Origin of the sequence: Tardiphaga sp. vice154, assembly GCF_007018645.1 — a bacterium.
Classification (GTDB): Bacteria; Pseudomonadota; Alphaproteobacteria; order Rhizobiales; family Xanthobacteraceae; genus Tardiphaga.
In genome coordinates this window covers 713,177-739,505 of record NZ_CP041399.1, presented here as the reverse complement: position 1 = coordinate 739,505, position 26,329 = coordinate 713,177, and the positions used below count along the sequence as shown (strand labels likewise).

Genomic DNA, 26,329 nt, shown 5'->3' with positions numbered 1-26,329 from the left:
GCGGCGCCGGACACTGGGAGTACGCATCGTGAAGTGGACCACCTTCGGCATGGCCTTGCTCGGCATCGCTTGCGCGGCCGGCGGCGCCATGGCGCAAGACAAGACCCCGGAAAAAACCATCGCGATTGCGACCGGCGGCACCGGCGGCATCTTCTATCCGCTCGGCGGCGGCCTCGCCAACATGCTGTCGAAGAAACTGGATCACACCCAGGCCACAGCGGAAGTGACCGGCGGCAGCGTCGACAACATCAAGCTGCTGGAGAGCGGCCAGGCCGATCTCGGTTTCATGACCGGCGACGTCGCGGCCGACGCGGTGAAGGGCGAGGCCAAGTTCAAGAAGCCGGTGCCGCTGCGCACCATCGTCGCGATCTATTCCAGCCCGGTGCATGTCGTCACCATCGCCGGCACCGGCATCGAGAAATTCAGCGACCTCAAGGGCAAGCGCATCTCCAGCGGTGCGCCGGGCAGTGCCACGGAGTCGCAGACCTTTCGGCTGCTGGAAGCCGCCGGCCTCGACAAGGACCGCGACGTCAAGCGCGAGCGACTGTCCGTCGCCGAATCCGGCAGCGCGCTGAAGGACCGCAAGATCGATGCCTTCTTCTGGGGCGGCGGCGTGCCGACCGCCGCGGTCACCGACCTCGCCGCAACGCCAGGCGTCACCATCAAGCTGATCGATATCGATCACTTGCTCGAACCGATCGTAAAGAAATACGGCCAGATCTTCGCGCCGAGCGTCATCAAGGCCGGCAGCTATCCCGGCCAAACCACGGACAGCAAGGGCTTCGCCGCCTGGAACCAGGTGATGGCGACCGACAAGATGTCCGACGAGAGCGCCTATGCCATCACCAGGGCGATCTTCGAGAACAAGGCCGAACTCGTGGGCGTTCACAAGGAGGCCCAGAACATCAACCTGGCCACCCAGACCACGGCGGAGTCGCCGGCGCCCTACCATCCCGGCACGTTGAAATATCTGAAGGAGGCCGGGGCCCGCCCCTAGGCCCGATCCCATTTCCGCTATCCCATTTCATCCGACCACAGGAGACGAGACCGATGCTCAAGAAACTGCACCAGAAGACCGCGATCGCGCTGACGGTCGCCGCCGGCCTGCTCATTGCCGGCGGCGCCACTGCCCAGCAGAAGACCATGGCGATCGGCACCGGCGGCACCGGCGGCGTGTATTACCCGCTCGGCGGCGCGATCGCCAACGTGCTGTCGAAGGCACTGCCCAACACCCAGGCGACCGCCGAAGTCACCGGCGGCTCGGTCGATAACCTCAAGCTGATCGCGTCCGGCCAGAGCGAACTCGGCTTCAGCATGGCGGACGCCGCCCTCGACGCCTTCAACGGCCAGGACAAGTTCAAGGCCAAGGTGCCGCTGCAAACGCTGCTGGTGGTATATCCGAATCGCATGCATGTGGTGACGGTGGAAGGCGCCGGCATCGAGAAGATGTCCGACCTCAAGGGCAAGCGCGTCTCGACGGGATCGCCGGGCAGCGCCACCGAGGTGATGGCGTTTCGTGTGCTGGAGGCGGCCGGCCTCGACAAGGACAAGGACATGAAGCGCGAGCGGCTCGGCGTCGCCGAATCCGTCAACGCCATCAAGGACCGCAAGATCGACGCCTTCATGTGGGTCGGCGGCGTGCCGACCGCGGCGGTGACCGACCTCGCCGCCACGCCCGGCATGAAGATCAAGCTGATCGATCACAGCGATCTCGTCGAGAAAATGAACGCCAAATACGGCAAGCTGTATTCGCCGTCCAACATCGCAAAGAGCATCTATCCCGGCATGGACAAGGACAATGCCAACACCGAAGTCTGGAACATCATCGTCACCGGCGACAAGATGAGCAACGACGACGCCTACAACATCGTCAAGACGCTGGTCGAGAAGAAGGCCGACCTCGTCGCCGTTCACAAAGAGGCCGAGAGCTTCTCATTGACCAACCAGATCCAGGAACGCTCCCCGATCCCGTTCCACCCGGGCGCGCTGAAATACTTCAAGGAAAAGGGCATCGGCGGCTGATGCGAAGCCTTTAGCTGCGACCTCAACATTCGCAGCGTCCTTCTCGCGCTCCACGAGTCGTCCCGCGAACGCGCCGACCCATACGCCGCGGCCTCTCGGTTGAAACCGGGAAGCCGCGGCGTTTCTGTTTTAACGGACGGAGGCTGTGGGTCCGTGCTTTCGCGGGGACGACACAGAGGTTGTTGCGACGCCCAAGTCGAATGATGGCGCGGCGACCGATCAAGCCGCCTTGGCGTTCCGCTGTCTCGCAACGGCAAAATCATAATTCGATTGCAGGTTCATCCAGAATTCTCCGGGCATGCCAAGACGCTTCTCGAACAAGGCGGCCGTGTCTGCCGTCATAGCGCGCTTGCCGTTGATGATGCCGGTAATGCGGTTTGGAGGAACTCCCAGATCCCGCGCGAGGGCGCGTGCCGACATTTCATTGGGAAGCATGAATTCATGAAGCAGCATCTCGCCCGGGGTGCTCGGCAGGCGGTGCATTTGGATTTTTTCCCGTGCGATGCTCATGCTCTCTCCTAGTGATAGTCGGTAATTTCGACATCGTAGGCGTCGCCATTCTGCCCGACGAGGAACCCCCGGCCTCAAGCGTAGTTGGATCGCCGGCACCGACGTGCCGGAAGGATAGCCGGTGCGTACCGAAGCTGACACGATCAAGCGCCCTCTCGATGCGCTGAATTTCTTTCTGGCCGATGTGCGGGGCGGGCTTGGGCCCTATCTGGCGATCTATCTTCTCACCGAGCAGAAATGGGACGAGGCCTCGATCGGCGTGGTGATGTCGGTGGCGGCGGTGGCCGGCATCGTGGCTCAGACGCCGGCCGGAGCCTTTATCGACAGGACCACCGCGAAGCGCGCCGCGCTCATCCTTGCCGCCGTCGCCGTCACGCTCGGCTCGATCGTGCTGCCGCTGTATCCCGGCTTCCTGTTCGTCGCCACCGCGCAGGCGCTGACCGGTGTCGCCGCCGCGGTGTACGTGCCGGCACTGTCCGCAATCACGCTGCGGCGTTTCTGGTGCTGGCCGGGATCGCCGGCCTGGGGCTTGTACTTTTCCTTACCATGATGCCAGAGACCAGGACTTTTTAGCCGTTTGGCCACTGGTGCCGGGCGGCAATCCGGGCGACAACCCGCCAGCTTTCGGTCGAATGACCGCTACCCGCGCTGCCTGGCGCCGTCAGTGGAGAATATCATGTCCATTTCCCCGTCCCGCCGCTCGCTGATCCTCGGTGGCGCCGCCGCGCTCGGCCTGCCGCTGCTGTCGCGACACGCCCGCGCCGCCGATGCCTGGCCGACGCGGCCGGTGAAATTCATCGTGCCGTTCGCGGCCGGCGGCACCACCGATATCCTGGCGCGCGTCGTCGCCGCCAAGATTTCCGAGGAATTCGGCCAGCAGTTCATCGTCGAGAACAAGCCCGGCGCCGGCGGCAACATCGCCGCCGACTTCGTCGCCAAGGCGGAGCCCGATGGCTACACCTTCCTGGTCGGCACGCCTGGTACCCATGCGATCAACAAGTTCGTGTTCAAGGCGATGGCCTATGATCCGATCAAGGACCTGGCGCCGGTGATCATCATCGCCAAGGTTCCCAACCTGTTCTCGGTGACCAACTCGCTGCCGGTGAAGAACGTCGCTGAATTCATCGCGCTGGCGAAATCGAAGCCCGGCGAGTTCTTTTATGGCACCCCCGGCCTCGGCTCGACTGCCCATGTCTCCACCGAACTGTTCAAGTCGATGACCGGCGTCAACATCGTGCATGTTCCCTACAAGGGCAGCGCGCCCGCGCTGACCGACCTGATCGCAGGCCGTGTTCACCTGATGATCGACAACCTGCCGGCGGCGCAGCCTTTCGCGGAGTCGAATTCGATTCGCGCCATCGCGGTATCGACCGCGACGCGTTGGCCGCTGATGCCGGAGATCCCGACCATCGCCGAGGCCGGCGTCCCCGGTTACGAGGCGGCGTCATGGTTCACCGTCGCGGCGCCGGCGAAGACCTCGAAGGACATGATCACCAAGCTGAACGCCAGCATCGAAAAGTTCATCAAATCCGAGGACGGCACCGCACGCTTGCGCAAACTCGGCGCCGAGCCCGCAGGCGGTTCGCCGGAAGCGATGCAGGCCTTCGTGGTCTCGGAAATCGAGAAGTGGGGCAAGGTCGCGCAGTTCGCCGGCATCAAGCCGGAGTAGTCTGATCGCTATGGCAGCTTCACATGTCGTCCCCGCCTAGCACGCCGAAGGCGTGCGCGGAGCGGGGACCCATAGCCTCGGTCATTGAGGTTGGATCACCGTAGCCACCACGACCGCGTTCAAGCTATGTCTACAGCGTGTATGGGTCCCCGCGTTCGCGGCGACGACACGGAGTGTTGCGGCAGGCCACCTCACTCGAATTTCATATCCACGCACTTGCTGATATCGGAGCCCAGGCCTGAGGCGATGGTGATGCAGCCGCGCAGTTTCTGCGTGGTGATGTCGCTGGCCCAGATGGCGTAGCCGCCGGTTCCGAAGAAGGAGTTGGTGTTCGGCGGCTCGGTCTCAGTAGCGTCAAATGTGTAGTTGCCGTCGGTGTCGAAGATGCGAGGCTTCTTGACACAATTGCCGTCGCTTTGGGTATTGATGATCTCCTTGGTATCGCGGGTCATCGACAGGCTGACCGAGCAGCGGAAATATTCCGACGTCCTGGCATTGAACAAATAGGCGTAGGAGCGGCAAGTCGAGGTCGACAGCTTCCCGGCGGAGAGGCCGCGGCCGCACGTTATGCGCTGGTTGTTACTGAGCTTGAAATCATCGGCCACCGCGGCGCCCTGCGCCAGCGCCAGCGCCAGAAAACCGAGAACGGCCGCACCTTTGACGATCACTTGCATCGAACTGTCCCCATCGCCGGCCTCATGGGAGACCGACAAACCCGACGCAAAGATAGCCGGACCGCGACGATCGGCAACCCGCAACTTGCGACCGGCCTGTCGCATGCACCGTGCAACTTGACCACCGCGGACCGTTCGTGATTTGTTCAAGCTACCCGCGATACATGGAGATGGCAGCATGGCCAGAGTGATTTCGATGATCTGCGCAGCAGGGCTGACGGTGCTGGCCATGCCAGCCTTTGCCCAGTCGCCGCCGCCGACGCCATGGGTGCTGACGCCGGACATGGGCTATGGCTACGACGCCAACGGCAAAACCTTCGCTTACAAGATGGGCACCAGCAACGCCAAATTCCTGCTGAAGGGCGCACGGAAGGTGCCGAAGAACACGCTGTTCTTCATCGGCGAGAACGGCCAGCTCTACATGCGCAGCGGCTCGTTCCTGGAAGACGACGGCCGCTTCAAGTTCGGCCCTGGCTGAGCATGACGGCCGCATGACAGCGATCGCCCCTCCCGCCGACACCGCAGAGGTGATACAGAGCGCCTGATCTTTTCCAGCAAGCTGAAAGCGCTCATGGCCCTTCCCGTCTCCCCGCTCGCCCCGACCATTGTTCCCGAGATGCCTGCCATTGCCGGCGTGCGCCTGGCCACGGCCGCGGCCGGGATTCGCTACAAAGGCCGCACCGATGTGCTGCTGGCGGTGATGGACAAGGGCACCACGGCCGCCGGCGTATTCACGACGTCGAAATGTCCGTCGGCCCCCGTGGAATGGTGCCGCGCTAAATTGAAGGGCGGTTCTGCCCGAGCTCTGGTCGTCAATTCCGGCAACGCCAACGCGTTCACCGGCAAGAACGGCCGGGCCGCGACCAAACTGACCGGCGACATCGCGGCCAAAGCTGTCGGCTGCAAGGCGGACGATGTGTTCCTGGCCTCGACTGGTGTAATCGGCGAGCCGCTCGACGCCAGCAAGTTCGACGGCGTGCTGGCGACGCTGGCGGACAGCGCCACGCCGGATGGCTGGATGGACGCCGCGCGTGCGATCATGACCACCGACACCTTCCCGAAAGTCGCCACCGCCACGGTCAAGCTCGGCAAGGCCAAGGTGACCATCAACGGCATGGCCAAGGGCTCAGGCATGATCGCGCCGGACATGGCAACCATGCTGGCCTTCGTGTTCACCGATGCGCCGATTTCGGCTTCCGCGTTGCAGGCGCTGCTGAAGGCCGGCGTCACCGATACGTTCAATGCTGTCACCGTCGATGGCGACACCTCGACTTCCGATTCTCTGATGATGTTCGCGACGGGTGCCGCCGCGGCAAACGGCGCGCCGAAGATCACCAAGGCCGCAGACCCGCAGTTGAAGCCGTTCGTCAAGGCGCTGCAGGGGCTGCTCGCCGATCTCGCCGAGCAGGTCGCGCGCGATGGCGAAGGCGCGCGCAAGCTGATCGAGGTGATCGTCGAGGGCGCGACCTCCAAGGCCTCGGCGCGCAAGATCGCCCAGTCGATCGCCAATTCGCCGCTGGTGAAGACCGCGGTGGCCGGCGAGGACGCCAATTGGGGCCGCGTGGTGATGGCGGTCGGCAAGGCCGGCCAGCCCGCCGACCGGGACAAGCTATCGATCTCGTTCAACGGCATCCGCGTGGCGAAATCGGGCGCGCGCGATCCGGCCTATGACGAGAAGGAAGTGTCGGCGACGATGAAGAAGCCGACCATCCAGATCAAGGTTGCGCTGGGCTTGGGCACCGGCCGCGACCGCATGCTGACCTGCGATCTCACCAAGGAATACATCGCGATCAATGGCGACTACCGGTCGTGAAACTCGTTCTGGTCGTCGCCTGCGCCTTGGTCGATGCCGACGGCCGCGTGCTGATCGCGCAGCGGCCGGAAGGCAAGGCGCTGGCCGGGCTGTGGGAATTTCCCGGCGGCAAGCTCGAACCCAATGAGCGGCCGGAGGCGGCGCTGATCCGCGAGTTGCACGAGGAGATCGGCATCAATGTGCAGGAAGCCTGCCTGGCGCCGCTGACCTTCGCCAGCCACGCCTATGATGACTTCCACCTGTTGATGCCGCTGTACATCTGCCGGCGCTGGGAAGGCCTCGCGGTGGCGCGCGAGGGCCAGCAACTGGCCTGGGTGCGCGCCAACAAATTGCGCGACTACCCGATGCCCGCCGCGGACATCCCGCTGATCCCGCATCTGATCGATCTGTTGTAGCGGTTTGTAGCCCGGATGAAATCGACACGCCGCATCGCGGCGTGTCGATGCAATCCGGGAGCGGCGTCGACGGGCCGGCCCCGGATTAGCATCCGGGCTACGGCTTCAAACCCCGCACGGCATCGGCGAGACTGGCCTTCGCCGAGCCCGGCTTGAGCGGCTGCTGCTGGCTTTCATGCGGGGCCCAGCCGGACAGCCAGATCACTTCGAAGGTCGCGCGGATGCGGCCGTCGGGATCGCTGAAATGTTCGGCGTAGAACTGGGCCATCCGTAGCAGCGTGGCGCGGCGCAGCGGGGTGCGGCGGCGCTCCATCAGAACATTGGTGGCGCCCATCCGCCGGAGATCCTGCATCAGCGCGAAGGCGCTGTCGTAGCGCACGACGATGCGCTCGACATCGGTGACCGGCAGCGCAAAGCCAGCGCGCTGCAGCAGCGCGCCGAGGTCGCGCAGGTCGGCGAAGGGTGCCACGCGCGGAGACAGGCCGCCGTCGAGTTCGGCTTCCGCCGCGGCAAAACTCTGTCGCAGTTCGGTCAGCGTATCGCCGCCGAGCATCGCCACCATCAGCAGGCCGTCCGGCTTCAGCGCGCGGCGAAGCTGCGCCATCACGCCGGGCAGGTCGTTGACGAAATGCAGTCCCAGCGCGGAGACGGCGAGATCGAGCGATTCCGGCGCAAGGCCAAGGCCGTCGCCCTCGGCATCGGGCACAGCGACATGCGCGAGTGTGCCGACGCGGTCGGCGATCGCGGCCCGCAGGCCGTCGCCCGGCGTGGCGACGTCGGCGCCGTTGGTGAAGGTGCGCAGCACGGCGTGGAGGCGCTCGTCCATCTCCTCCGCCGCGCGGTCGAGCAGGAAGGTGGCAGCTCCCAGCTTTCTGGCGCGGGCCTGGCGGGCGCGCAGCAGCGCGCGGTCGAACAGGATCGGGGCGGAGGGATTCGGAGCCATGCCAGTTGGTACGCCGAACTCCGGGGCGATGGCAACGCACTTGAGCGCGGCAAAAGCCGGCGCTAGCCTTTGCCGATGGACACCGGACCTGCCCCCTCCCATTCCCTTGCCGCGCCATTCCTCGGCGCGCTGCGGCTCGCCCATCTGGCCTGGACCCACGCCGCCCGCGCGGCCCTCGATATCGCGCTGCCGACGTTGTGCGTGGCGTGCCGCGAACCGGTCGCCGGCGAGGGCGTTTGCGCGGCGTGCTGGGCCAAGCTGTCGTTCATCGCGCCACCCTATTGCGCACGGCTGGGGATTCCGTTCGTCTACGATCCCGGACCGGGCATCCTGTCGATGCAGGCGATTGCCGATCCGCCGGCCTATCAGCGGGCGCGGGCCGCCGTGCGCTATGACGACGTCGCGCGCACGCTGGTGCACCAGCTGAAATACCATGACCGCACCGATCTCGCGCCGTCGATGGGGCGCTGGATGGCCCGCGCCGGTAAGGAACTGCTGGATGAGGCCGACCTCCTGGTGCCGGTGCCGCTGCACTGGCGGCGCGGCTTTTCACGCCGCTTCAACCAGTCCGGCGCGCTGGCCCGCACCATCAGCCGGCACAGCGGCGTGGCGGTATCGCGGGATGCGCTGCGCCGGGTGCGGCCGACCGAGCACCAGGTCGGGCTATCGCGCGCCGAGCGGGCCGCCAATGTGCAGGGCGCCTTCAAGGTCGCCCCCTCCAGCCGCGCCGAGATCCAGGGCCGCCGCGTCGTGCTGATCGACGACGTGCTGACCTCGGGGGCCACCGTGGACGCCTGCGCCCGTGCGCTGCTGCGCGCCAAAGCGGCGCAGGTCGATGTGCTGGTGTTCGCCCGGGTTGTGGACGCCCTGCGCTCCCCCATATAATCGGGGACTTCTCCCGAACTGGAGCGCCCAAGCATGGCCGCCGCGATCGAAATCTATACCCGTCCCGGCTGTGGCTATTGCAGCGCTGCGATCTCGTTGCTGCAGCGCAAGAAGGCGGCGTTTACGCATTTCGACACCGCGAACGACCCCACTCTCCGCCAGCAGATGTTCGATCGCACCGAGCCCGGCGCGACCTTCCCGCAGATCTTCATCGACGGTACGCATGTCGGCGGCTGCGACGACCTCTACGCGCTCGACCGCGAGGGCAAACTGGACGGCATGATCGCCGGCGAAAAGGCCACCTCATGAGCGAAAACCAGATTTTCACCGCCGCGATGGTGCAGATGCGCAGCGGCCTGCTCGCCGGGCCGAACCTGGAACAGGGCCGCCATCTTATCCGCGAGGCGGCGCTGGCCGGCGCGCATTACGTGCAGACGCCCGAAGTCAGCAACATGATGCAGGAAAACCGCAAATCGCTATTCGAGCATTTGCGCACCGAGGCAGACGACGAATCGCTGAAGGCCTATCGCGCGCTCGCCGCCGAGCTGAAGATCCATCTGCACATCGGATCGCTCGCCGTGCTGGCGACGCCGGACCGCGCCGCCAACCGCTCGTTCCTGATCGGGCCGGACGGCATGGTGCTGGCGAGCTACGACAAGATTCACATGTTCGACATCGACCTGCCGAACGGCGAGACCTATCGCGAAAGCGCCAATTACCAGCCCGGCGAGACCGCCGTGATCTCCGACCTGCCGTGGGGCCGCATCGGCCTGACGATCTGCTATGACCTGCGCTTTCCGGCGCTGTACCGCGCCTTGGCCGAGAGCGGCGCGTCGTTCCTCGCGGTGCCCTCAGCGTTTACCCAGAAGACCGGCGAGGCGCACTGGCACACGCTGCTGCGCGCCCGCGCCATCGAGAACGGCGCCTTCGTCTTTGCGGCCGCACAAGGCGGCGTGCATGAGAACAAGCGCGCCACCTATGGCCATTCGATGATCATCGACCCCTGGGGCAAGGTGATCGCCGAGGCCACAGGATCCGACCCGGGCTTCATCCTCGCCGAGATCGACCCGGCCAAGGTCACGGCCGCGCGCGCCAGCGTGCCGTCGCTGCAGCACGGCCGCCGGTTCAGCGTCGCCGATCCCAAGGCCGGCCCGGATTATCTGCACCTCGTTCGTGAAGCGACATGATCCGCTACACACTGCGCTGCGACCGCGGCCACGGCTTCGAGAGCTGGTTCCAGAGCTCGGGCGCCTATGACAGCCAGGTCAAGCGCAAGCTCGTGAGCTGCCCGAACTGCGGTTCCGTGAGGGTCGAGAAGGCGATCATGGCGCCGCAGATCGGCCGGAAGGGCAAGGCCCGCGACGCATCGGAAACCACTGAGCCTGCGGCGTCCAATGAAGTCAGCACCGCCTCGACTCCGCTGATGATGGCGCAAGAGTCTGAACTGCGCGCCAAGATAAAGGAACTGCGCGACCACGTGACTAAGAACGCCGACAATGTCGGCGAGAAATTCCCCGACGAGGCGCGCAAGATGCATTACGGCGATATCGAGCATCGCCCGATCTACGGCGAGGCGAGCCCCGACGAAGCACGATCTCTGATCGATGAAGGTATCGAGGTGTCACCGCTGCCGGTTCTCCCTGGCGATCGGAACTAAAAAGTGGGCGCTGACACCGCGTGGTCGTGGCAGTTCTGGGCGCTGCTGTCCGCAGTGTTCGCGGCGCTGACCGCGATCTTTGCCAAGATCGGCGTCTCCGACATCGACTCCGATCTCGCCACCTTCATCCGCACCATCGTGGTCCTGACCAGCCTTGCGGCGATCCTGTTCGCTACCGGAAAATTTACTGGAGCGGGCCCCATCTCGACCAGGACCTGGATTTTTCTGGTGCTGTCGGGCCTCGGCACCGGCGCGTCCTGGCTGTGCTACTTTCGCGCCCTGAAACTCGGGCCGGCCTCGCTGGTCGCACCGATCGACAAGCTCAGCGTCGTGTTCGTCGCGCTGTTCGCCATAACGTTTCTCGGTGAACGGCCATCGCTGAACGGCTGGCTCGGGATCGCGCTGATCGCGGCAGGCGCCGTGCTGATCGCCTTCAAGGCCTGATCATACCGCCACCAGCAGCGCCACGCCGACCACGATCAGCGCAATGCCTGACAATTCCCGCGCTGAGAGCGGCTGTTTGAACGAATAATACGCCACGGCTTGCGCAAACAGCACCTCGACCAGCGCAAGCGTGCGGACATTGGCGGCGGCGGTCAGCGCGAAGGCGAGGAACCAGAATTGCGAGGCCGCGGCCCCCATGAAGCCGGCCAGCAGCGACGGCTTCCACAGCCGCAAGATATCCTGCAGCACTTTTGGCGCACGCATGACCAGATAGATCGTCAGCACCAAGGTCTGCACGAACAGGCCCCACACCAGCGTATAGGACGCCGCCGTCACGAACGACACGTCGGGCACCGCGAGGATGGCACCGCGAAAGCCGACTGCCGAGAACGCAAACGCCGCGGCCGCGACCAGGCCGAGCACCGTCGGGCGCCAACTGCCGATGTCGCGCACGGCACCGGGCCGCAGCGCCGTGACTACCACGCCGACGGTCGCGATCAGGATCGCGACCACCTTCAGCGCCGTCAGGTGATCGCCAAGAAAGATAAAGCCGAAGATCGCGGTCTGGATCGCTTCGGTCTTCAGATACGCCGTCGTCACCACGAAGGAACGGTCGTTCATCGCCGCCAGCATCAGGCCGGTGGCAAGGATCTGGCTGAGCGCGCCGAGCAGCAGCCACGGCCAGAACGCCGGAGTCGGCCACGGAACCCGGTCGCCGGTGGCGACGATGACCACCCCGAAAAACACGATCGAGAACGGGAAGCCGAACAGGAAGCGGATATTGGTCGCGCCCCAGGTGCCGAGCGGACCGGTCAGCGAGCGCTGCATGGCATTGCGTGCCACCTGCCCTATGGCGGCGAGAATGGTGAAGGGAATCCAGAGCGCGGCCGTGCTGAACATGAAATGGATTTCTGATCGAGGGAACGCGCGGCACCGTGACGGCCAAGGCCGCCCGGGTCAACATCGCGGGCGGCATGGCGGCATGCCCCCCGCGGCGGCGTGCCGCGTTTCTGCGCGGCCTCTGCCCATGATTGTCGCTAGGCCAAGGCCGGCGCTTGGAGCTAGGCTACAGCCTCCATCGATCGGAGGCCGCCCGGATGTTGCGATCCCTGCTTGCTGTCGTTGCGCTGCTAGGAGTGTGGGTCTCGCCGGCCGCAGCCCAACAGGCCGGACGCGGAAGCGAGTGTCTGGCGATGGCCAGCGCGCCGCCACGCGCGATTCCCGTCAGCCTGCGGCGCACCGCCGCACGGGCCGAGGAAGTCTCGATCACCTATGCCGGTCACTCGACCTACTACATCGACACACCGGGTGGCGTGACCATCGCCACCGACTACAACGGCGTCTACCGGCTCGACCGGGTGCCCGACGCCGTGACCATGAACCGCGCCCACAGCACGCATTACACGCTGTATCCCGATCCGGCGATCAAGCACGTTCTGCACGGCTGGACCGACAGCGGCCAGCCAGCCCAGATCCACCAGCGCGTCGGCGACGTGCTGATCCGCAACGTCACCACCGACACAAGGCGCTATTACAGCGACGACGGCAATGCCGGCATGGTCAAGGACGGCAATTCGATCTTCATCTTCGAGGTCGCCGGCCTGTGCATCGGCCATCTCGGCCATTTGCACCACAAACTCGACGAGAGCCATTTCGCGCAGATCGGCCGGCTCGACATCGTGATGGTGCCGATCGACGGCAGCTACACGATGTCGCTCGACGGCATCTCCGAGATTACCAAACGGCTGCGCGCCTCGGTGGTGCTGCCGATGCACCGCTTCGCCACGCCGCTCAGCGATTTCATGAAGCGGATCGGCCGGGACTTTGCGATCGACCAGCGTAACGAGCGAACGCTGCGGATGTCGCTCGGCGCGCTACCCAACGCGCCGACGGTGATTATTCTGGACGGCGTCTAAAGCCGTTGATCTAGTGCCCCTTCGGCGGCGCTGCGAGGTTGATCGGCTTGATCGTCAACGCGATGGGAATTATCACCGCGCCGACGATGGCGAGCGAGAAGACCACGCCGATATAGGCCAGCAAGTCGATCTGGCGCTGGATGGTCCAGCCGATCCAGCCGATCGCGCGACTGGCGGCATCTGCCGGGCTTGAGCCGTGATTGATGAAGTACTGCGTCACATGGTCCAGCATATGCTGGTAGGGCGTGATGTTTGTTCCCATACCGCCTTCCCGGCCTGATCCCTAAGCTGCGGGCAGAGGATAAGTCCTTTCCCACAACCTTAGTAAATGTTTCGGGCGTCGAGCTCAAAGCCACAGAAATTCTGCAGCATTCCGAACAGCTCCTGACAGTCGAGCGATTTTTGCATGATGGCGGCCGCGCCGGCCCGACCACAGATTTCGCGGCGTAGACCCTGCTTGATCACTTCCCCCAGATGCCGCCCGCTGACCACGATCACCGGGACGTTGCAGGTGGCGGGTGTTGTGCGCAACCGGATCAGGAGATGCTGCGCATCGCCATTTGGCATGAAGTAGTCGGAAACAATGACCGTCGGATCCTCGCGGCAGGCCATGCGATACCCCTGCGTCGCATCGCTGGCGCAAACCGTCTCGACGCCGTATTTCTTGAGGCGGCTGGCCAGGAATGCCCTGACATCCTGATCGTCATCGATCAGCAGCACGCGCGGGCGCGTCCTGATCTTGGCAGCCGCGGGGTGCGACCCGCAATGCTGGATCTTCGACGCCAGAGCCGGGTAGATCTCCGCGAGCGCGCCTTCGAGTTCACGCCAGAACGTGGGACCCTTATGGGCATAGAACGCGCCAAAGCCTTCGCAGCGCTCGGTTACCTCGAAGTCGCGACTTCCCGTCACCACCACCACATGGAGCGGTTTGCGAGTCGGGTCCAGCAGATGGGCGCATACCGAGAACCCGTCGACCTCCGGCATGCTGACGTCGACCAGGAGAATATCCGGCTTCGACCGGGACGCCTTGAGCATCGCCTGCATGCCATTGGTCGCGGTCTCGACGTCGAAACCCATCCGGGTACAGCGATCCGCCAGCGCCCTCACGACGGTCGGGTCATCATCGGCGATCAGCATTTTCGGCGCGGTACTGGGCAAATCGAGTTCGTCCAGCTCCACGGAGTTTCCAACCACGTCATCGCCTTCGGTGCTCAAAACCAATTGCGCCATAGTGCCCTCCTGTCGACCGCAGATTTTCGTTCGTGCCTTGTTTGGCAGTAGCGAGCGAACCGCAATCCCGTCATCTATGAAAACAAGGACTAACTAACGTCCCGCTAAGGAACGCTTCGGTAGCAATACCTAGATGGTTCTGCTTTCGGCATGCGCTAACTGCCCACGTAGCTCGGCTTGATGTTCGGTAATGTCCAGCAGGGCGTCGATGGCACGTACGATCGCATCGCCCGTGCCGGCCTGATCGGCGATGATCGCATCCTCGAGGGCGGCCGCTGCGTTGCTGATCGGTATATATCCGTAGATTCCGCTGGCGCCCGCCAGATTGTGCGCTAGATACCGCAGGCTTACCATCATATCGCTGGATGTATCCCCCGAGCGCAAATCGTCGCGCAGCTCCACCAAACGCCGGGCGTCACGATCGAGCCGCAGCAAGAACCCGTCCCGCAACTCCTTGAGCGGATCATCTGGTGGCGCGATGTAGTCACGCACCGTAACTGCCAAGGTCATTGGATCGAATGGCTTGGGCACCACGCCGATGGCACCAAGCGCCCGGAATTGATCGAGCTCGCGGGTCTGGGCGCGCGCCGTCATGAAGATCACCGGGATTCTGTTCGTCGCCGGATTTTCCCGCAGTCGCTCCAGCGTAGCGGGCCCGTCCATCGCCGGCATCATCACATCCATCAGGATGACGTCCGGCAGCCACTCCGTCGCCAACACCAGGGCCTCCGCCCCAGAGCCACAACTGCGAATAACGAAGTCAGGATCTATTCCAAGCGAGATTTCCACCACCTCGCGAATGTCGGGTTCGTCGTCGACATGGAGGATGCGAATCTGTGTCATACGGGCACCAGCGGAAAGCCTGCGGGCAGCAATGTGAGGCGATCGCTAACCGAGATCAGCAGATCCGACAGCGTCGTCCCCGGCATCTGAATCGCGACATCAACCTGATCGCCGCAAACCATTTCGCCGCTCAACGCCGAGAATAGAATGACGGGAATCCAATGGCCGAGGTCGTCGGTGAGCTCCGGCAGCAGATCGAGGCCGCTACTCCCGCGCAGTTCGGTATCGAGGATGGCGAGATCGATCCGGTCGGTGGCGATGATGTGCCGCGCACTTTCGATCGTGTCCGCCGATATTACATCGGCGATCGGGTGCAGCGTATGCATGACCATGGAAAGGATGTCATGATCGTCATCCAAGTGGAGGATGCGCGGCCGTTCACGGGTTTGCGGTGCAGTGAGGACCCGCAGCAACTGGATCAGCCGCGAAAAATCGATCGGCTTGCCTAACCAGTAGAGCACGTTGAGCCGGGACGACCTGACATCGCCGCGGCCGTGCTCGGTATCCTCCGACAGAACCAGGATAGGCGTGTTGCGATGGCTCGGAATCTCACGCATCCGGAGAATGAGATCAATGCCGTCGCCTCCGCGCAGACGCAGATCGACAAGCACCACCGCATACTTCGTCGCAGCGGAACGCGTCATCGCCATGTCCACCGTGTGGGCGAAATCCACGGCAAAGCCAGCGGCACCGAGACGCAATCGCACAGTGCGCGCCACCGCCCGGTCGTCGTCGCACAGCAGAATTCGCGGCGCCGCGGCGTCGTAGAGCAAATCGATTTCACCACCGGCGCTGTCGTCCCAGATCGGCAGGTCGACCCAGAACTCGGTGCCTCCGCCCGCGGCGTCAATGAATCCGACCTCGCCGCCGAGGCGCAACACGATCTGCTTGACGATGCTGAGACCGAGGCCGGTACCGCCCTTGTCCTTCGAAATAGTTCCGTCAGCCTGCGCAAATTTGCCAAAAATATGAGGGCTGAAGCTTTCCGGAACGCCGCTACCGTAATCGCGAACCGCGATCCGAACCATCGCAGCATAGCTGCGGACGCTGACAATGACATCGCCGGAGGACGGCGAGAATTTGGCGGCATTCGACAGCAGATTGGTGATGACCTGGCAAAGCCGGTCCGGATCGACGTTGAGTTCGCAATCGATCGAGGCCGGATCGAGTTGAATGCCTACTCCATATCCGAGCGCGAAGCCGCGATTATCCTCGATCGCCTGCTCAACGATGGATTTCGCCGATACCCTGACGCTGTTGAACACCACCCGGCCCGACTCGATTTTCTCGATATCGAGGATATCGTTAATCAGCCGCACCAGGCGCTGACTGTTCTTGTGGGCGATAGACAACAGTCGCGCGGCTGATTCCGGCAGCTTGCCAGACCATTGCCCTGCCAGCAGGCCAAGCGAACCGGCGATTGAGGTCAGCGGCGTGCGCAGTTCGTGGCTCACCGTCGAGACGAACTCCTCCTTCAGGCGCTCAATCTGCTTGCGCTGGCTGATATCGACGATCACGCCCAGCACCAGCAGATGCTCGCCAGCACGGATGGGATTCAGCCCGACTTCGACGGGGAACTCGGTACCATCTTTTCGCAGTCCGAACAGGTCGCGTCCCGCGCCCATTCTCCGCGTCTCCGGCTCGCCGGCGCCGGGCCGGTGCGTGAACGAGGCCCTGTGCAGCGCATGCTGCGCCTGCAACCGCCTCGGCACCAGTATATCCACGCGTTGCCCGATCAGCTCCTCGCGCTTGTAGCCAAACTGTTGTTCGATCTCGGAATTGGCCATGACAATCTCGCCATCGCTGTCCACCATGATCATGCCATTGGGGCAGGCCTCGACCGCCAGTCGGAACATCTCTTCGGCAAGGCTGCGCTCGCCGATGTAGCCCCGCAGACTATTCATCACAGAGCTTTCCGGCCAGGAGGGGCGGCAGTGCCGGGATTTCCAGCGGGGCGGCCCGGACGAGTTGCACGGTATTCCTGACGCTGAGCTTGCGCATAATTTTGGCACGGTGGGATTCGAACGTGCGCGGACTCATCTTAAGGGTGATGGCGCCCGCCTTGTTCGACGACCCACCGGCGATCAGCGCCAGCACCTCCCGCTCACGCGCGGTCAGACGTTTTCTTGGCAATACCGTGGCGTCAGTAGCGACACTTTCGCTTATGGTACGCTTTAACCAGTTGATGACGTCACAACCTCGCGCCACTGTCATTTCTAGGTCGTCAGCCCCCTCGAAGCGATCGCGGATCCGATCCATGATGGTGAAAACGCGAGTGATTTCGCGCAAGGCGCTCTCCAGCATCTCGTTCGCATGGGCTGGGATATCGCGAGGTTCACTCTCGAAGCTGCGCTTCAATTCCTGCACATATAGCATCAGCGCCGTGAGAGGCTCGGTGATCTCGTGAGAAATGGCAGCGCCAATTTCGTTGGCAGCAATGCGCCGCGCATCATCGGTTCTGGCGGAGGGTGCGCTCAGTTCTTGAGCGGTCTTCTCGCTGCCCAGTTGCAAATCTGGCTCCAATTCGATCTGGCACTCCGTCATGTCCGGTATTCCGCTTCAGGGGCAGGAGTCGGCTGAACCGGCGAATGTCCGGCAAGGCTCTCGCGGATAGCATGGCTCAACTGGTTGGGGCTGAAGGGCTTGAGGATTCCATATGTCGCGCCGCGTTGTATCGCGAGTTGAAGAAAGTCCATGCTTGGATTGCGGCTCGGGCGCAGCCGGAATCCGGTCATCGCGACGATCGGAATGCTAGGTAGCAATTGCCTGATCATCTGAATCGCATCGAGGCCACCCATGCCCGGGATGAAGATATCAACGATGGCGATATCGAAACTGGACTGCTTGAGAGCGTGAAGGCCCGCATGCGCGCGTGACGCTGTCACCACCTCGATTCCCTGCGTCGCCAGGATTGCCTGCAACGCAGCGCAGACACTTGCGTCGTCGTCCAGCAACAAAGCGCGCATTCCGACAGGGCGTTCGACCACATCACGGACGCATGGCGTCAACAGCTCACACGACCTTCTCATTTTTCAGTCCTTCGAGGCCCCGTTCGGGCGCATCATTCGAGGAAATTATCCATCAAGCAGATACGCTACTGACTGAGCGGCACCGCGCTCGTGGGCGCCGCAAAACCTACGCACTAAAGATGCTTCTTTGTTTTCTTGCTTGGATTACCGCGACTCTGGAAAGCTCCAGTGGACTCTCAAGGTACGAACAGTTTGTACGCTTGTCGCTACCCGCGAGTTAACCTGCAGGAGTGTAGAAATACGGGCGCGAAATGGTATCATCGGCCGCGAAGGCCGGCGTACGGATCTGCCGCGGATTCATGTACCTTTTGCGGGCGATCGGCCGATTCGCTCAGAACCTTCGGCTACCTCCGATGGTCGGCAGACCGAAATGGGCACGTTTCACCGTTCGGGCGGAAAGCCTTTGCGCGATGCGCTTGGCTCAAGGCTTGGCAGACGCACACGAAGACAGAAAAACTACCCACGCGACTCCCGTCTGATCCGCGCCTTCGGCGCAAACAAACCTGACGAATGATGCGCCGACTCAAATGCCTTCCGCGACCACCATGTAGTTGACGTCCATGTCGGGCGACAGGCCCCAGCGATCGGCGAGCGGATTGTAGGTCACGCCGCTCTGTTCGGTGATCGCCAGCTTGTTGCGCGCCAGGTACTGCGTGAGCTCCGCGGGGGTGACGAACTTGTCCCACTGGTGCGTGCCGCGCGGCAGCCAGCGCAGCACGTATTCGGCGGCGAGGATGCCGAGCGCAAAGCTCTTCCAGTTGCGGTTCAGGGTGGAGACCACCATCAGCCCGCCGGGCTTCAGCAGCAGCGCGCAACGATTCAGGAAGGCGCCGACATCGACGACATGCTCGACGACTTCCATCGCCAGCACGATGTCGAAGCGCTCAAGCGGATCCAGTTCCTCCACGGTGGTGCAGCGATAGTCGATAGAGAGCTGCGCGCGCTCGGCATGCAGTTTCGCGACCGCAATGTTGGTAGCGGAGGGATCGACCCCGATCACCTCGGCGCCGAGCCGGGCAAACGGTTCGCACAAAAGGCCGGCGCCGCAGCCGATATCCAGCATGCGCAGCCCGGCCAGGCTGTTCAGGCTTTTGACGTTACGCTCGAACTTGCGGCAGGCGGCATCGCGGATGTAGCTCAGCCGCAACGGGTTGATCTTGTGCAAGGGCGCCATCTTGCCCTTGGGGTCCCACCATTCGTCCGACAGCCTTGAAAACTTCGCGATTTCAGCGGCATCGACGGAGGAGGCGGAAGCGTCCTGGGGATTGGTTGTGGTGGTCATGGTCGGACCGTGTCCTATCGGGCGGTAATATTGCTGCGAAATGCGAGAGGTGACGCGATGGTCTCGATCTTCTGCTCGTCGTCGCCCATGTTTTCGATGATGACGTCGCCGTAGTTCAGAATACGTCCCATGATGCTCTGATCGACGCTGACGCTGGCGACCTTGTCGACGCTGATTTCGAAGGTCTTTCGGGTAATAAAGCCGGTCTTGTGCACGACCCGCAGATTGGTCACGTCGGTCTCGGTCGTCCAGCGCAGGAACCAGGCCCTCGCCGACCAGTATAATGCCGCAAGGGCCAGCACAGCGGCGCTGGCGAGGTAAAACAGGATCAGGTTTTCCTCCAGCGTGGTGCGCGACAGCACCAGCAGGGTGCAGGCGACGATCCAGGCCAGAATCGCTTTCCAATACACGACCCAGTGCAAATTGCTGGAATACAGCAGCTTTTCGCCGGGCTGCAGGATATCGTCGATATAGCGCCCCATGGCCGTCCTGAATGTCTGATCTCGGTACGTATCGCCGCTTTTGGGAACCGGGATGACTTGCCCCGGCCCGCGCCGCTCGGTATACGCGCCTTCTCGCTTGCGCGCACTCGTGCGCGGTATCTTTACCCACTGTCGCCAGGGAATGCACCACTCGTCATGGGCCGTCTCGTTATGAAATTCGGCGGTACGTCCGTCGCCAACATCGACCGCATCCGTAACGTCGCGCTGCACGTCAAACGCGAGGTCGACGCCGGCCATGACGTCGCCGTGGTGGTCTCCGCCATGTCCGGCAAGACCAACGAGCTGGTCGCCTGGGCGACCGACGCCTCGCCGCTGCACGACGCCCGCGAATACGACGCCATCGTCGCCTCCGGCGAGCAGGTGACCTCCGGCCTACTGGCGATCGCGCTGCAGGCGGTCGGCATCCAGGCGCGCTCCTGGCAGGGCTGGCAAATCCCGATCAAGACCTCGGACGCCCACGCCTCGGCGCGCATCCTGGAGATCGACGGCAGCGAGCTCATCTCGCGCTTCCAAGACCGCAAGGAAGTCGCCGTGATCGCCGGCTTCCAGGGCATCAACGCCGAGACCGGCCGCATCACCACGCTAGGCCGCGGCGGTTCCGACACCTCGGCGGTGGCAATCGCGGTGGCGATCAAGGCCGACCGCTGCGACATCTACACCGACGTCGACGGCGTCTACACCACCGATCCGCGCGTGGTGCCGAAAGCGCAGCGGCTCAACAAGGTGGCGTTCGAGGAAATGCTGGAACTGGCGTCGCAGGGCGCCAAGGTGCTGCAGGTCCGCTCCGTCGAGGTCGGCATGGTGCACAACATGCCGATATTCGTCCGTTCAAGTTTCGACAAACCCGAAGACATCGACCCGCACGGCACGCCGCCGGGCACGCTGATCTGCAGCGAGGAGGAAATCATGGAAAGCCACGTCGTCACAGGCATCGCGTTCTCGAAGGACGAGGCCCAGATTTCGGTCCGACAGATCGACGACAAGCCGGGAGTCGCCGCCTCGATCTTCGTGCCGCTGGCCGAGGCCAACATCAACGTCGACATGATCGTGCAGAACGTCTCCGAGGACGGCAAGACCACCGACCTCACCTTCACGGTGCCGGCCTCCGACTATGCCCGCGCCAAGGAGACCATCACCTCGGCCCAGGCCACAATCGGCTACAAGCGGCTCGACACCGCCACCGACGTTGCCAAGGTCTCGGTGATCGGTTCCGGCATGCGCAGCCACGCCGGCGTCGCCGCGGAGGCCTTTGCGGCGTTGTCCGAGCGCAAGATCAACATCCGGGCGATCACCACGTCCGAAATCAAGTTCTCGGTGCTGATCGACGCCGCCTACACCGAACTGGCGGTCCGCACGCTGCACACGCTGTACGGGCTGGACAAGGCGTAAAGACCGGCACGTCTCCAGAAGGTCGTCATGCCCGGCCTTGTGCCGGGCATCCACAGCCGCGCGGAACATCGTGAATGGCCGGACGAGCCCGGCCATGACGGGCTTGTCCATCTCCACAAGCTCTCCCTCATCCTGAGGAGCGGTCGTCTTCGACCGCGTCTCGAAGGATGGCGCCAAGCTCCCATGGTTCGAGACGCGCGCCAACGGGCGCGCTCCTCACCATGAGGACGGTGGGTGCGGGCGAATTCCAGTCGCTCTAGACACTCCCCAAACCATACCCGGCGTTTTGCTTGGCAAAGCAAGCTTCAATTCGCTATACGCCCCTTATCGGCGGCCATAGCGACCATGGGCGCCGTCTCAAGAACCCTGATCCGGTCGGGCTTTCACGCCGGTTGCGGTGTGATGGTGAAAATTCTATTGTTTTCTGAGGCTTAGTGCTGGCGCACGAAAATTCCTTCGACGCCGGCCCTGCGGGGAGAGGTTCGGCACATGCGGAGCACGTCGGGTGGCCCCCGCGTCCTGCTGAGACGGCTCCGCGAAACCATGGCGGAGCAGGTCTCCGCCCAGGAGCGGCTCGACAAGATCGTGGTGCTGATCGCTGCCAATATGGTGGCGGAGGTCTGCTCGACCTATGTGCTGCGCGTCGACAATACCCTGGAACTCTACGCCACCGAAGGCTTGAACCGCGACGCCGTGCATCGCACCGTGCTGACCGCCCATGAGGGCCTGGTCGGCCTGGTGTCGTCGGAAGCCACGCCGCTCAACCTGAACGACGCCCAGAGCCATCCGGCATTCTCGTTCCGCCCGGAAACCGGCGAAGAAATTTACCATTCCTTCCTCGGCGTGCCGATCCTGCGCGCCGGCAATACGCTCGGCGTGCTGGTGGTGCAGAACCGCGCCAAGCGCACCTATGTCGAGGAAGAAGTCGAGGCGCTGCAGACTACCGCGATGGTGCTGGCCGAGATGATCGCCTCGGGCGAGTTGTCGGCGCTGGCGCAGCCCGGCGAGGAGCCCGCCGCCCGACATTCGATCCACAAAACCGGCGCGATTCTCTCCGATGGCATCGCGCTCGGCCACGTCGTGCTGCACGAGCCGCGCGTCGTCATCACCAATTACATCGCCGAGGACCTGCCGAAGGAAATCAAGCGGCTCGACACGGCGCTGGCCAAGCTGCGCGCCGATCTCGACCGCATGCTGGAGCGCGGTGACGTCGCCGAGGGCGGCGAGCACCGCGACGTGCTGGAAGCCTACCGGATGTTCGCCAATGACCACGGCTGGTCGCACCGTCTGCACGAAGCCGTCGCCACCGGCCTCACCGCGGAAGCCGCGGTCGAGCGCGTGCAGTCCGACACCCGCGCGCGGATGCTGCGCTCCACCGATCCATATCTGCGCGACCGGCTGCATGATCTCGAAGACCTCGGCCACCGCCTGATGCGGCAGTTGGTCGGCCAGGATCACGCGCCGTCGCGCGACCAGATGCCCGACAACGCCATCCTGATCGCGCGTTCGATGGGACCGGCGGCGCTGCTGGATTATGACCGCAAAAAGCTGCGCGGCCTGGTTCTCGAAGAAGGCACCGCCAATTCGCACGTCTCGATCGTGGCGCGCGCCCTCGGCATTCCCGCGATCGGCGAAGTGGCCAACGCGCCGGGCATCGCCGACCCCGGCGACGCCATTATCGTCGACGGCACCTCGGGCTCGATCTATGTGCGGCCGTCGCAAGAGATCGAAGCCGCCTATGCCGAACGGGTGCGGTTTCGCGCCCGCCGCCAGGCGCAGTATTCCGCGCTGCGCGACCGGCCCTGCGTCACCCGCGACGGCCAGCCGGTCGATCTGATGATCAATGCCGGCCTGATCATCGACCTGCCGCACATCGAAGACACCGGATCGGCCGGCATCGGCCTGTTCCGCACCGAACTGCAATTCATGGTCGGCGAGAGTCTGCCGCGCTCCAGCGACCAGCTGGCGTTGTATCGCGCCGTGCTCGACGCTGCCGGCCCCAAGCCCGTGACCTTCCGCACGCTGGATATCGGCGGCGACAAGGCGCTGCCTTATATGGAGACCATCAGCGAGGAGAACCCGGCACTCGGCTGGCGCGCGATCCGGCTCGGGCTCGATCGCCCCGGACTGCTGCGCGGCCAGATCCGCGCACTGCTGCGCGCCGGCGGCGGCCGCGCGCTGCGCATCATGTTCCCGATGATTTCCGAAGTCGCGGAATTCGACCAGGCCAAGAGCATCATCGAGCGCGAACTGACCTATCTGCGCCAGCATGGCCATTCGCTGCCGGAGCGGATCGACGTCGGCACCATGGTCGAGGTGCCGGCGCTGCTCTACCAGATGGACGAATTGCTGGCGAAGGTCGACTTCGTCTCGGTCGGCTCCAACGACCTGTTCCAGTTCCTGTTCGCGGTCGATCGCGGCAATGCCAAAGTTTCAGAGCGCTTCGACACGCTGTCGGCGCCGATGCTGCGCGCGCTGCGCGAGATCGTGCAGAAGGCCAATGCGGCGAAGAAGCATGCGTCGCTGTGCGGCGAAATGGCATCGACGCCGATCGGCGCGCTGGCGCTGGTTGCATTGGGGTATCGCTCGCTGTCGCTGTCGGCCACGTCGCACGGCCCAGTCAAGGCGCTAATCCTCGAACTCGACGCCGCCCGGGCGGAGGCGATGATGAAGCCGCTGCTCGACGCGCCCTCCGGCAGCGTCTCGATCCGCCAGAAGCTGACGGAATTCGCCGAGGCCGAGGGACTGTCGTTGTAGCGAAGCTCCACTCGCTTGCCGCCGCGCTGCCCTTTCCGCGACTCCGAGACCTGCCCGAGACCTGCTCATGTCCATCCTGCCCGAAGCCAAACTCGACATTCTGCTGGCGCATCATGCCTCGCTCGAATCCCAGTTGCAGAGCCAGATGAGCGGCGAGAATTTCGTCAAGCTGACGCGCGAATTCGCCGAGCTCAACCCGCTGATCGAAGCCGTGAAGACCTATCGCGCCGCCACCCGGGAAGTCGCCGAACTCGACGCGATGATTGCAGATAGCACCACCGACGCCGAGATGCGCGAGATGGCGGAGGCCGAGCGCCCGACGCTGGAAGCGCGCGCGCAGGAATTGGCGCAGGAAATCCGCGTCGCGCTGTTGCCGAAGGACGCGATGGACGAGCGCAACGTGGTGCTGGAAATCCGTGCCGGCACCGGCGGCGACGAGGCGTCGTTGTTCGCCGGCGACCTGTTCCGCATGTATGAACGCTTCGCCGCGCTGCAGGGCTGGAAGGTCGAGGTGGTATCTGAATCCGAAGGCACGATGGGCGGCTACAAGGAAATCATCGTCGAGATCCAGGGCCGCGGCGCGTTCGCCAAGCTGAAATTCGAATCGGGCGTGCACCGCGTGCAGCGCGTGCCGGATACCGAGACCCAGGGCCGCATCCATACGTCGGCGGCGACCGTGGCGGTGCTGCCGGAAGTCGAGGAAGTCGATGTCACGATCCGCGACGAGGATTTGCGCATCGAGACGATGCGCGCGCAGGGCGCCGGCGGCCAGCACGTCAACAAGACCGAATCGGCGATCCGCATCACCCATATCCCGACCGGGCTGCAGGTGATGATGCAGGACAGCCGCTCGCAGCATAAGAACCGGGCGTCGGCGATGAACATTTTGCGCTCGCGCATCTACGATGCCGAGCAGCAGCGCATCGATTCGGTGCGCTCCGCCGAGCGCAAGGAAAAGGTCGGCTCCGGCGACCGCTCTGAACGGATACGGACCTATAATTTCCCGCAGGGCCGCGTCACCGACCACCGCATCAACCTGACGCTCTACAAGCTGCCGCAGGTGATCTCCGGCGAAGCGCTGCACGAACTGACCGAGGCACTGACGACCGAGCATCAGGCCGCGCAGCTCGCGGCACAGGGCAACGCGTGAGCAAGCGAGCGCCTCTCTTTCTTCCTTCCTTCTCCCCTTGTGGGAGAAGGTGGCGCGGACGAAGTCCGCGACGGATGAGGGGGATCGCTGGGCTCGGAGTTTGCGGCGCCCCCTCACCCGTCCGCGCTATCGCGCGGCCACCCTCTCCCACAAGGGGAGAGGGAAGAAAAGGCGGTGCGCGTGGCTGATTCACTCACCGGTCAAAGCGTCGAAAACGCCCGTCGTAAGCTCGCCGCGCAGTTGCGCGCGCATGATGTGGAGTCCGCAGACCTCGACGCTCGGCTGCTGGTCGGTGGCGTACTCAACCTCGATCTCACCGGCCTGATGATCGCTGCCAAGCGCATCCTCATTGAAGAAGAGGCCGCGCATCTTCAAGCCTTTGCCCTTCGCCGCATGTCCGGCGAACCGATTGCGCGCATCCTCGGCGTCAAGGAATTCTGGGGCCTGCCCCTGCAATTGTCCGCCGACACGCTGGTGCCGCGGCCCGATACCGAAACGATCGTCGAGGCCGCGCTCGAGGCGATCGACGCCGACCGGCGACGTGGTGCCCCGCTCCGCATCGCCGATCTCGGCACCGGCTCCGGGGCGATCCTTCTGGCGCTGCTGTCGGAGCTGCCGCAGGCGACTGGCATCGGCACCGATATCAATCTCGCAGCCCTGCTGACGGCGCGCCGCAATGCCGGCCTGCTCGGCTTCGCCGACCGCAGTTCGTTCGTCACCTGCGACTACGCCGCCGCCTTGCAGCCCGGCCTCGATTTGATCGTCTCCAACCCGCCCTATATCCGCTCCGCCGAAATCGACACCCTCGCCACCGAGGTGCGCGACCATGATCCACACCGCGCGCTGGACGGCGGCGCCGACGGGCTCGACGCCTATCGGATCATCGCGCCGCAGGCCGAGGCACTGCTGGCGCCGGACGGGTGGCTAGTGTTCGAGGTCGGACACAACCAAAGCAACGATGTGGAAAGCTTGCTGCAAGCGACCGGATTTCAGCTCAGCGGACCGGCGAAGGCCGATCTGGGAGGTATCCGGCGTGCCGTTTCGGCGCGAAAATCGCGCCAATCCCCCTAAAACGCCAAAAACTGCTTGGAATATCGCCGGGGAGAGACTACCTTCCGAACACAACATCGGCACAGGGTTGGCTATCCCCGCAATTCGTGGTGGACGCCAGAAATTCTCGCTAGAGAGCCCGTCCGGGTAATGGTTCCAACAGGCAGG

General features: G+C 64.0%; 28 protein-coding genes and 1 pseudogene. 17 read left to right on the top strand and 12 right to left on the bottom strand.

Features of this window, described 5'->3' with window-relative positions:
* Positions 1 to 28: 28 nt before the first annotated feature.
* Positions 29 to 997, top strand: a complete 969-nt coding sequence (locus FIU28_RS03475; protein ID WP_210245461.1) for a TAXI family TRAP transporter solute-binding subunit — start codon at positions 29 to 31, stop codon at positions 995 to 997.
* A gap of 53 nt (positions 998 to 1,050) precedes the next feature.
* On the top strand, positions 1,051 to 2,022 hold the full coding sequence (locus FIU28_RS03470; RefSeq protein WP_143571698.1) for a TAXI family TRAP transporter solute-binding subunit: 972 nt from the start codon (positions 1,051 to 1,053) through the stop codon (positions 2,020 to 2,022).
* Between the two features lie 219 nt (positions 2,023 to 2,241).
* Here FIU28_RS03470 and FIU28_RS03465 read toward each other — a convergent pair whose 3' ends face one another.
* Positions 2,242 to 2,532, bottom strand: coding sequence for a HigA family addiction module antitoxin (locus FIU28_RS03465; RefSeq protein WP_246660850.1), 291 nt, complete (start codon positions 2,530 to 2,532; stop codon positions 2,242 to 2,244).
* A 121-nt stretch (positions 2,533 to 2,653) separates the two neighbouring features.
* Between FIU28_RS03465 and FIU28_RS03460 the strand changes: the two are divergent.
* Both FIU28_RS03460 and FIU28_RS03455 read left to right on the top strand, forming a co-directional pair.
* Positions 2,654 to 3,022 (top strand): annotated as a pseudogene (locus FIU28_RS03460) (MFS transporter); the annotation flags it as partial.
* Between the two features lie 186 nt (positions 3,023 to 3,208).
* Positions 3,209 to 4,201: a Bug family tripartite tricarboxylate transporter substrate binding protein gene (locus tag FIU28_RS03455; protein WP_143571696.1), complete on the top strand. Its 993-nt coding sequence runs from the start codon at positions 3,209 to 3,211 to the stop codon at positions 4,199 to 4,201.
* Positions 4,202 to 4,392: 191 nt separating this feature from the next.
* Here the strand turns inward: FIU28_RS03455 and FIU28_RS03450 are convergent, their stop codons facing one another.
* Positions 4,393 to 4,875, bottom strand: coding sequence for a hypothetical protein (locus FIU28_RS03450; protein WP_143571695.1), 483 nt, complete (start codon positions 4,873 to 4,875; stop codon positions 4,393 to 4,395).
* Between the two features lie 196 nt (positions 4,876 to 5,071).
* On the opposite strand from FIU28_RS03450, the gene FIU28_RS03445 reads away from it, so the two are divergent.
* The 3 genes from FIU28_RS03445 (at position 5,072) to FIU28_RS03435 (ending at position 7,083) form a co-directional block, all read left to right on the top strand.
* Positions 5,072 to 5,353 (top strand): hypothetical protein, encoded by a 282-nt coding sequence (locus FIU28_RS03445; RefSeq protein WP_441351655.1) that lies wholly within the window; start codon positions 5,072 to 5,074, stop codon positions 5,351 to 5,353.
* 93 nt (positions 5,354 to 5,446) lie between these two features.
* The gene (argJ, locus tag FIU28_RS03440) at positions 5,447 to 6,688 is read left to right on the top strand and encodes a bifunctional glutamate N-acetyltransferase/amino-acid acetyltransferase ArgJ (protein ID WP_143571693.1); all 1,242 of its coding nucleotides are present in this window, start codon (positions 5,447 to 5,449) and stop codon (positions 6,686 to 6,688) included.
* Positions 6,685 to 7,083 carry a (deoxy)nucleoside triphosphate pyrophosphohydrolase gene (locus FIU28_RS03435; RefSeq protein WP_246660849.1) on the top strand — a complete coding sequence of 133 codons (399 nt, stop codon included), beginning with the start codon at positions 6,685 to 6,687 and terminating at the stop codon, positions 7,081 to 7,083. The genes argJ and FIU28_RS03435 overlap by 4 nt, the downstream gene beginning before the upstream one ends.
* A gap of 97 nt (positions 7,084 to 7,180) precedes the next feature.
* Here the strand turns inward: FIU28_RS03435 and FIU28_RS03430 are convergent, their stop codons facing one another.
* On the bottom strand, positions 7,181 to 8,026 hold the full coding sequence (locus FIU28_RS03430; RefSeq protein WP_143571691.1) for a methyltransferase domain-containing protein: 846 nt from the start codon (positions 8,024 to 8,026) through the stop codon (positions 7,181 to 7,183).
* A gap of 75 nt (positions 8,027 to 8,101) precedes the next feature.
* Between FIU28_RS03430 and FIU28_RS03425 the strand changes: the two genes are divergently transcribed.
* From FIU28_RS03425 to FIU28_RS03405, 5 genes are read left to right on the top strand one after another with little or no spacing between them, the layout of a single operon-like run.
* On the top strand, positions 8,102 to 8,911 hold the full coding sequence (locus FIU28_RS03425) for a ComF family protein (RefSeq protein ID WP_143571690.1): 810 nt from the start codon (positions 8,102 to 8,104) through the stop codon (positions 8,909 to 8,911).
* A gap of 33 nt (positions 8,912 to 8,944) precedes the next feature.
* On the top strand, positions 8,945 to 9,220 hold the full coding sequence (gene grxC / locus FIU28_RS03420; protein ID WP_143571689.1) for a glutaredoxin 3: 276 nt from the start codon (positions 8,945 to 8,947) through the stop codon (positions 9,218 to 9,220).
* Positions 9,217 to 10,098: a carbon-nitrogen hydrolase family protein gene (locus FIU28_RS03415; RefSeq protein WP_143571688.1), complete on the top strand. Its 882-nt coding sequence runs from the start codon at positions 9,217 to 9,219 to the stop codon at positions 10,096 to 10,098. The genes grxC and FIU28_RS03415 overlap by 4 nt, the downstream gene beginning before the upstream one ends.
* On the top strand, positions 10,095 to 10,568 hold the full coding sequence (locus FIU28_RS03410) for a DUF1178 family protein (RefSeq protein ID WP_143571687.1): 474 nt from the start codon (positions 10,095 to 10,097) through the stop codon (positions 10,566 to 10,568). Before FIU28_RS03415 ends, FIU28_RS03410 begins: the two co-directional genes overlap by 4 nt.
* A gap of 3 nt (positions 10,569 to 10,571) precedes the next feature.
* Entirely contained in the window at positions 10,572 to 11,012 is a 441-nt protein-coding gene (locus FIU28_RS03405) for an EamA family transporter (protein ID WP_143571686.1), read from the top strand.
* Here the strand turns inward: FIU28_RS03405 and FIU28_RS03400 are convergent, their stop codons facing one another.
* Entirely contained in the window at positions 11,013 to 11,912 is a 900-nt protein-coding gene (locus tag FIU28_RS03400) for an EamA family transporter (RefSeq protein WP_143571685.1), read from the bottom strand. It lies immediately after the preceding gene.
* Positions 11,913 to 12,109: 197 nt separating this feature from the next.
* On the opposite strand from FIU28_RS03400, the gene FIU28_RS03395 reads away from it, so the two are divergent.
* Positions 12,110 to 12,928 carry an MBL fold metallo-hydrolase gene (locus FIU28_RS03395; protein WP_143571684.1) on the top strand — a complete coding sequence of 273 codons (819 nt, stop codon included), beginning with the start codon at positions 12,110 to 12,112 and terminating at the stop codon, positions 12,926 to 12,928.
* A 10-nt stretch (positions 12,929 to 12,938) separates the two neighbouring features.
* On the opposite strand, the gene FIU28_RS03390 is transcribed toward FIU28_RS03395, so the two are convergent.
* The 8 genes from FIU28_RS03390 to FIU28_RS03355 all read right to left on the bottom strand — a co-directional run bounded on the left by FIU28_RS03390 (position 12,939) and on the right by FIU28_RS03355 (position 19,794).
* Positions 12,939 to 13,190 carry a hypothetical protein gene (locus FIU28_RS03390; RefSeq protein ID WP_143571683.1) on the bottom strand — a complete coding sequence of 84 codons (252 nt, stop codon included), beginning with the start codon at positions 13,188 to 13,190 and terminating at the stop codon, positions 12,939 to 12,941.
* A 59-nt stretch (positions 13,191 to 13,249) separates the two neighbouring features.
* Positions 13,250 to 14,158 carry a response regulator gene (locus FIU28_RS03385; protein WP_143571682.1) on the bottom strand — a complete coding sequence of 303 codons (909 nt, stop codon included), beginning with the start codon at positions 14,156 to 14,158 and terminating at the stop codon, positions 13,250 to 13,252.
* A gap of 129 nt (positions 14,159 to 14,287) precedes the next feature.
* Positions 14,288 to 15,001 (bottom strand): response regulator, encoded by a 714-nt coding sequence (locus FIU28_RS03380; protein ID WP_143571681.1) that lies wholly within the window; start codon positions 14,999 to 15,001, stop codon positions 14,288 to 14,290.
* Entirely contained in the window at positions 14,998 to 16,905 is a 1,908-nt protein-coding gene (locus tag FIU28_RS03375; protein WP_246660965.1) for a PAS domain S-box protein, read from the bottom strand. Before FIU28_RS03375 ends, FIU28_RS03380 begins: the two co-directional genes overlap by 4 nt.
* Positions 16,898 to 17,545 (bottom strand): LuxR C-terminal-related transcriptional regulator, encoded by a 648-nt coding sequence (locus FIU28_RS03370; RefSeq protein ID WP_143571679.1) that lies wholly within the window; start codon positions 17,543 to 17,545, stop codon positions 16,898 to 16,900. Before FIU28_RS03370 ends, FIU28_RS03375 begins: the two co-directional genes overlap by 8 nt.
* On the bottom strand, positions 17,542 to 17,958 hold the full coding sequence (locus tag FIU28_RS03365) for a response regulator (RefSeq protein ID WP_168209927.1): 417 nt from the start codon (positions 17,956 to 17,958) through the stop codon (positions 17,542 to 17,544). The genes FIU28_RS03370 and FIU28_RS03365 overlap by 4 nt, the downstream gene beginning before the upstream one ends.
* 595 nt (positions 17,959 to 18,553) lie before the next feature.
* Positions 18,554 to 19,312, bottom strand: a complete 759-nt coding sequence (ubiG, locus tag FIU28_RS03360; RefSeq protein ID WP_143571677.1) for a bifunctional 2-polyprenyl-6-hydroxyphenol methylase/3-demethylubiquinol 3-O-methyltransferase UbiG — start codon at positions 19,310 to 19,312, stop codon at positions 18,554 to 18,556.
* A gap of 14 nt (positions 19,313 to 19,326) precedes the next feature.
* Entirely contained in the window at positions 19,327 to 19,794 is a 468-nt protein-coding gene (locus FIU28_RS03355) for a PH domain-containing protein (protein ID WP_143571676.1), read from the bottom strand.
* 156 nt (positions 19,795 to 19,950) lie between these two features.
* Between FIU28_RS03355 and FIU28_RS03350 the strand changes: the two genes are divergently transcribed.
* The 4 genes from FIU28_RS03350 to prmC all read left to right on the top strand — a co-directional run bounded on the left by FIU28_RS03350 (position 19,951) and on the right by prmC (position 26,182).
* Positions 19,951 to 21,204, top strand: coding sequence for an aspartate kinase (locus FIU28_RS03350; protein ID WP_143571675.1), 1,254 nt, complete (start codon positions 19,951 to 19,953; stop codon positions 21,202 to 21,204).
* Positions 21,205 to 21,693: 489 nt separating this feature from the next.
* Complete coding sequence (gene ptsP, locus FIU28_RS03345) at positions 21,694 to 23,961, top strand: phosphoenolpyruvate--protein phosphotransferase (protein ID WP_143571674.1); 2,268 nt, start codon at positions 21,694 to 21,696, stop codon at positions 23,959 to 23,961.
* A gap of 67 nt (positions 23,962 to 24,028) precedes the next feature.
* Positions 24,029 to 25,111: a peptide chain release factor 1 gene (gene prfA / locus FIU28_RS03340; protein ID WP_143571673.1), complete on the top strand. Its 1,083-nt coding sequence runs from the start codon at positions 24,029 to 24,031 to the stop codon at positions 25,109 to 25,111.
* 180 nt (positions 25,112 to 25,291) lie between these two features.
* Positions 25,292 to 26,182 (top strand): peptide chain release factor N(5)-glutamine methyltransferase, encoded by an 891-nt coding sequence (prmC, locus tag FIU28_RS03335; RefSeq protein WP_143571672.1) that lies wholly within the window; start codon positions 25,292 to 25,294, stop codon positions 26,180 to 26,182.
* Positions 26,183 to 26,329: the final 147 nt, after the last annotated feature.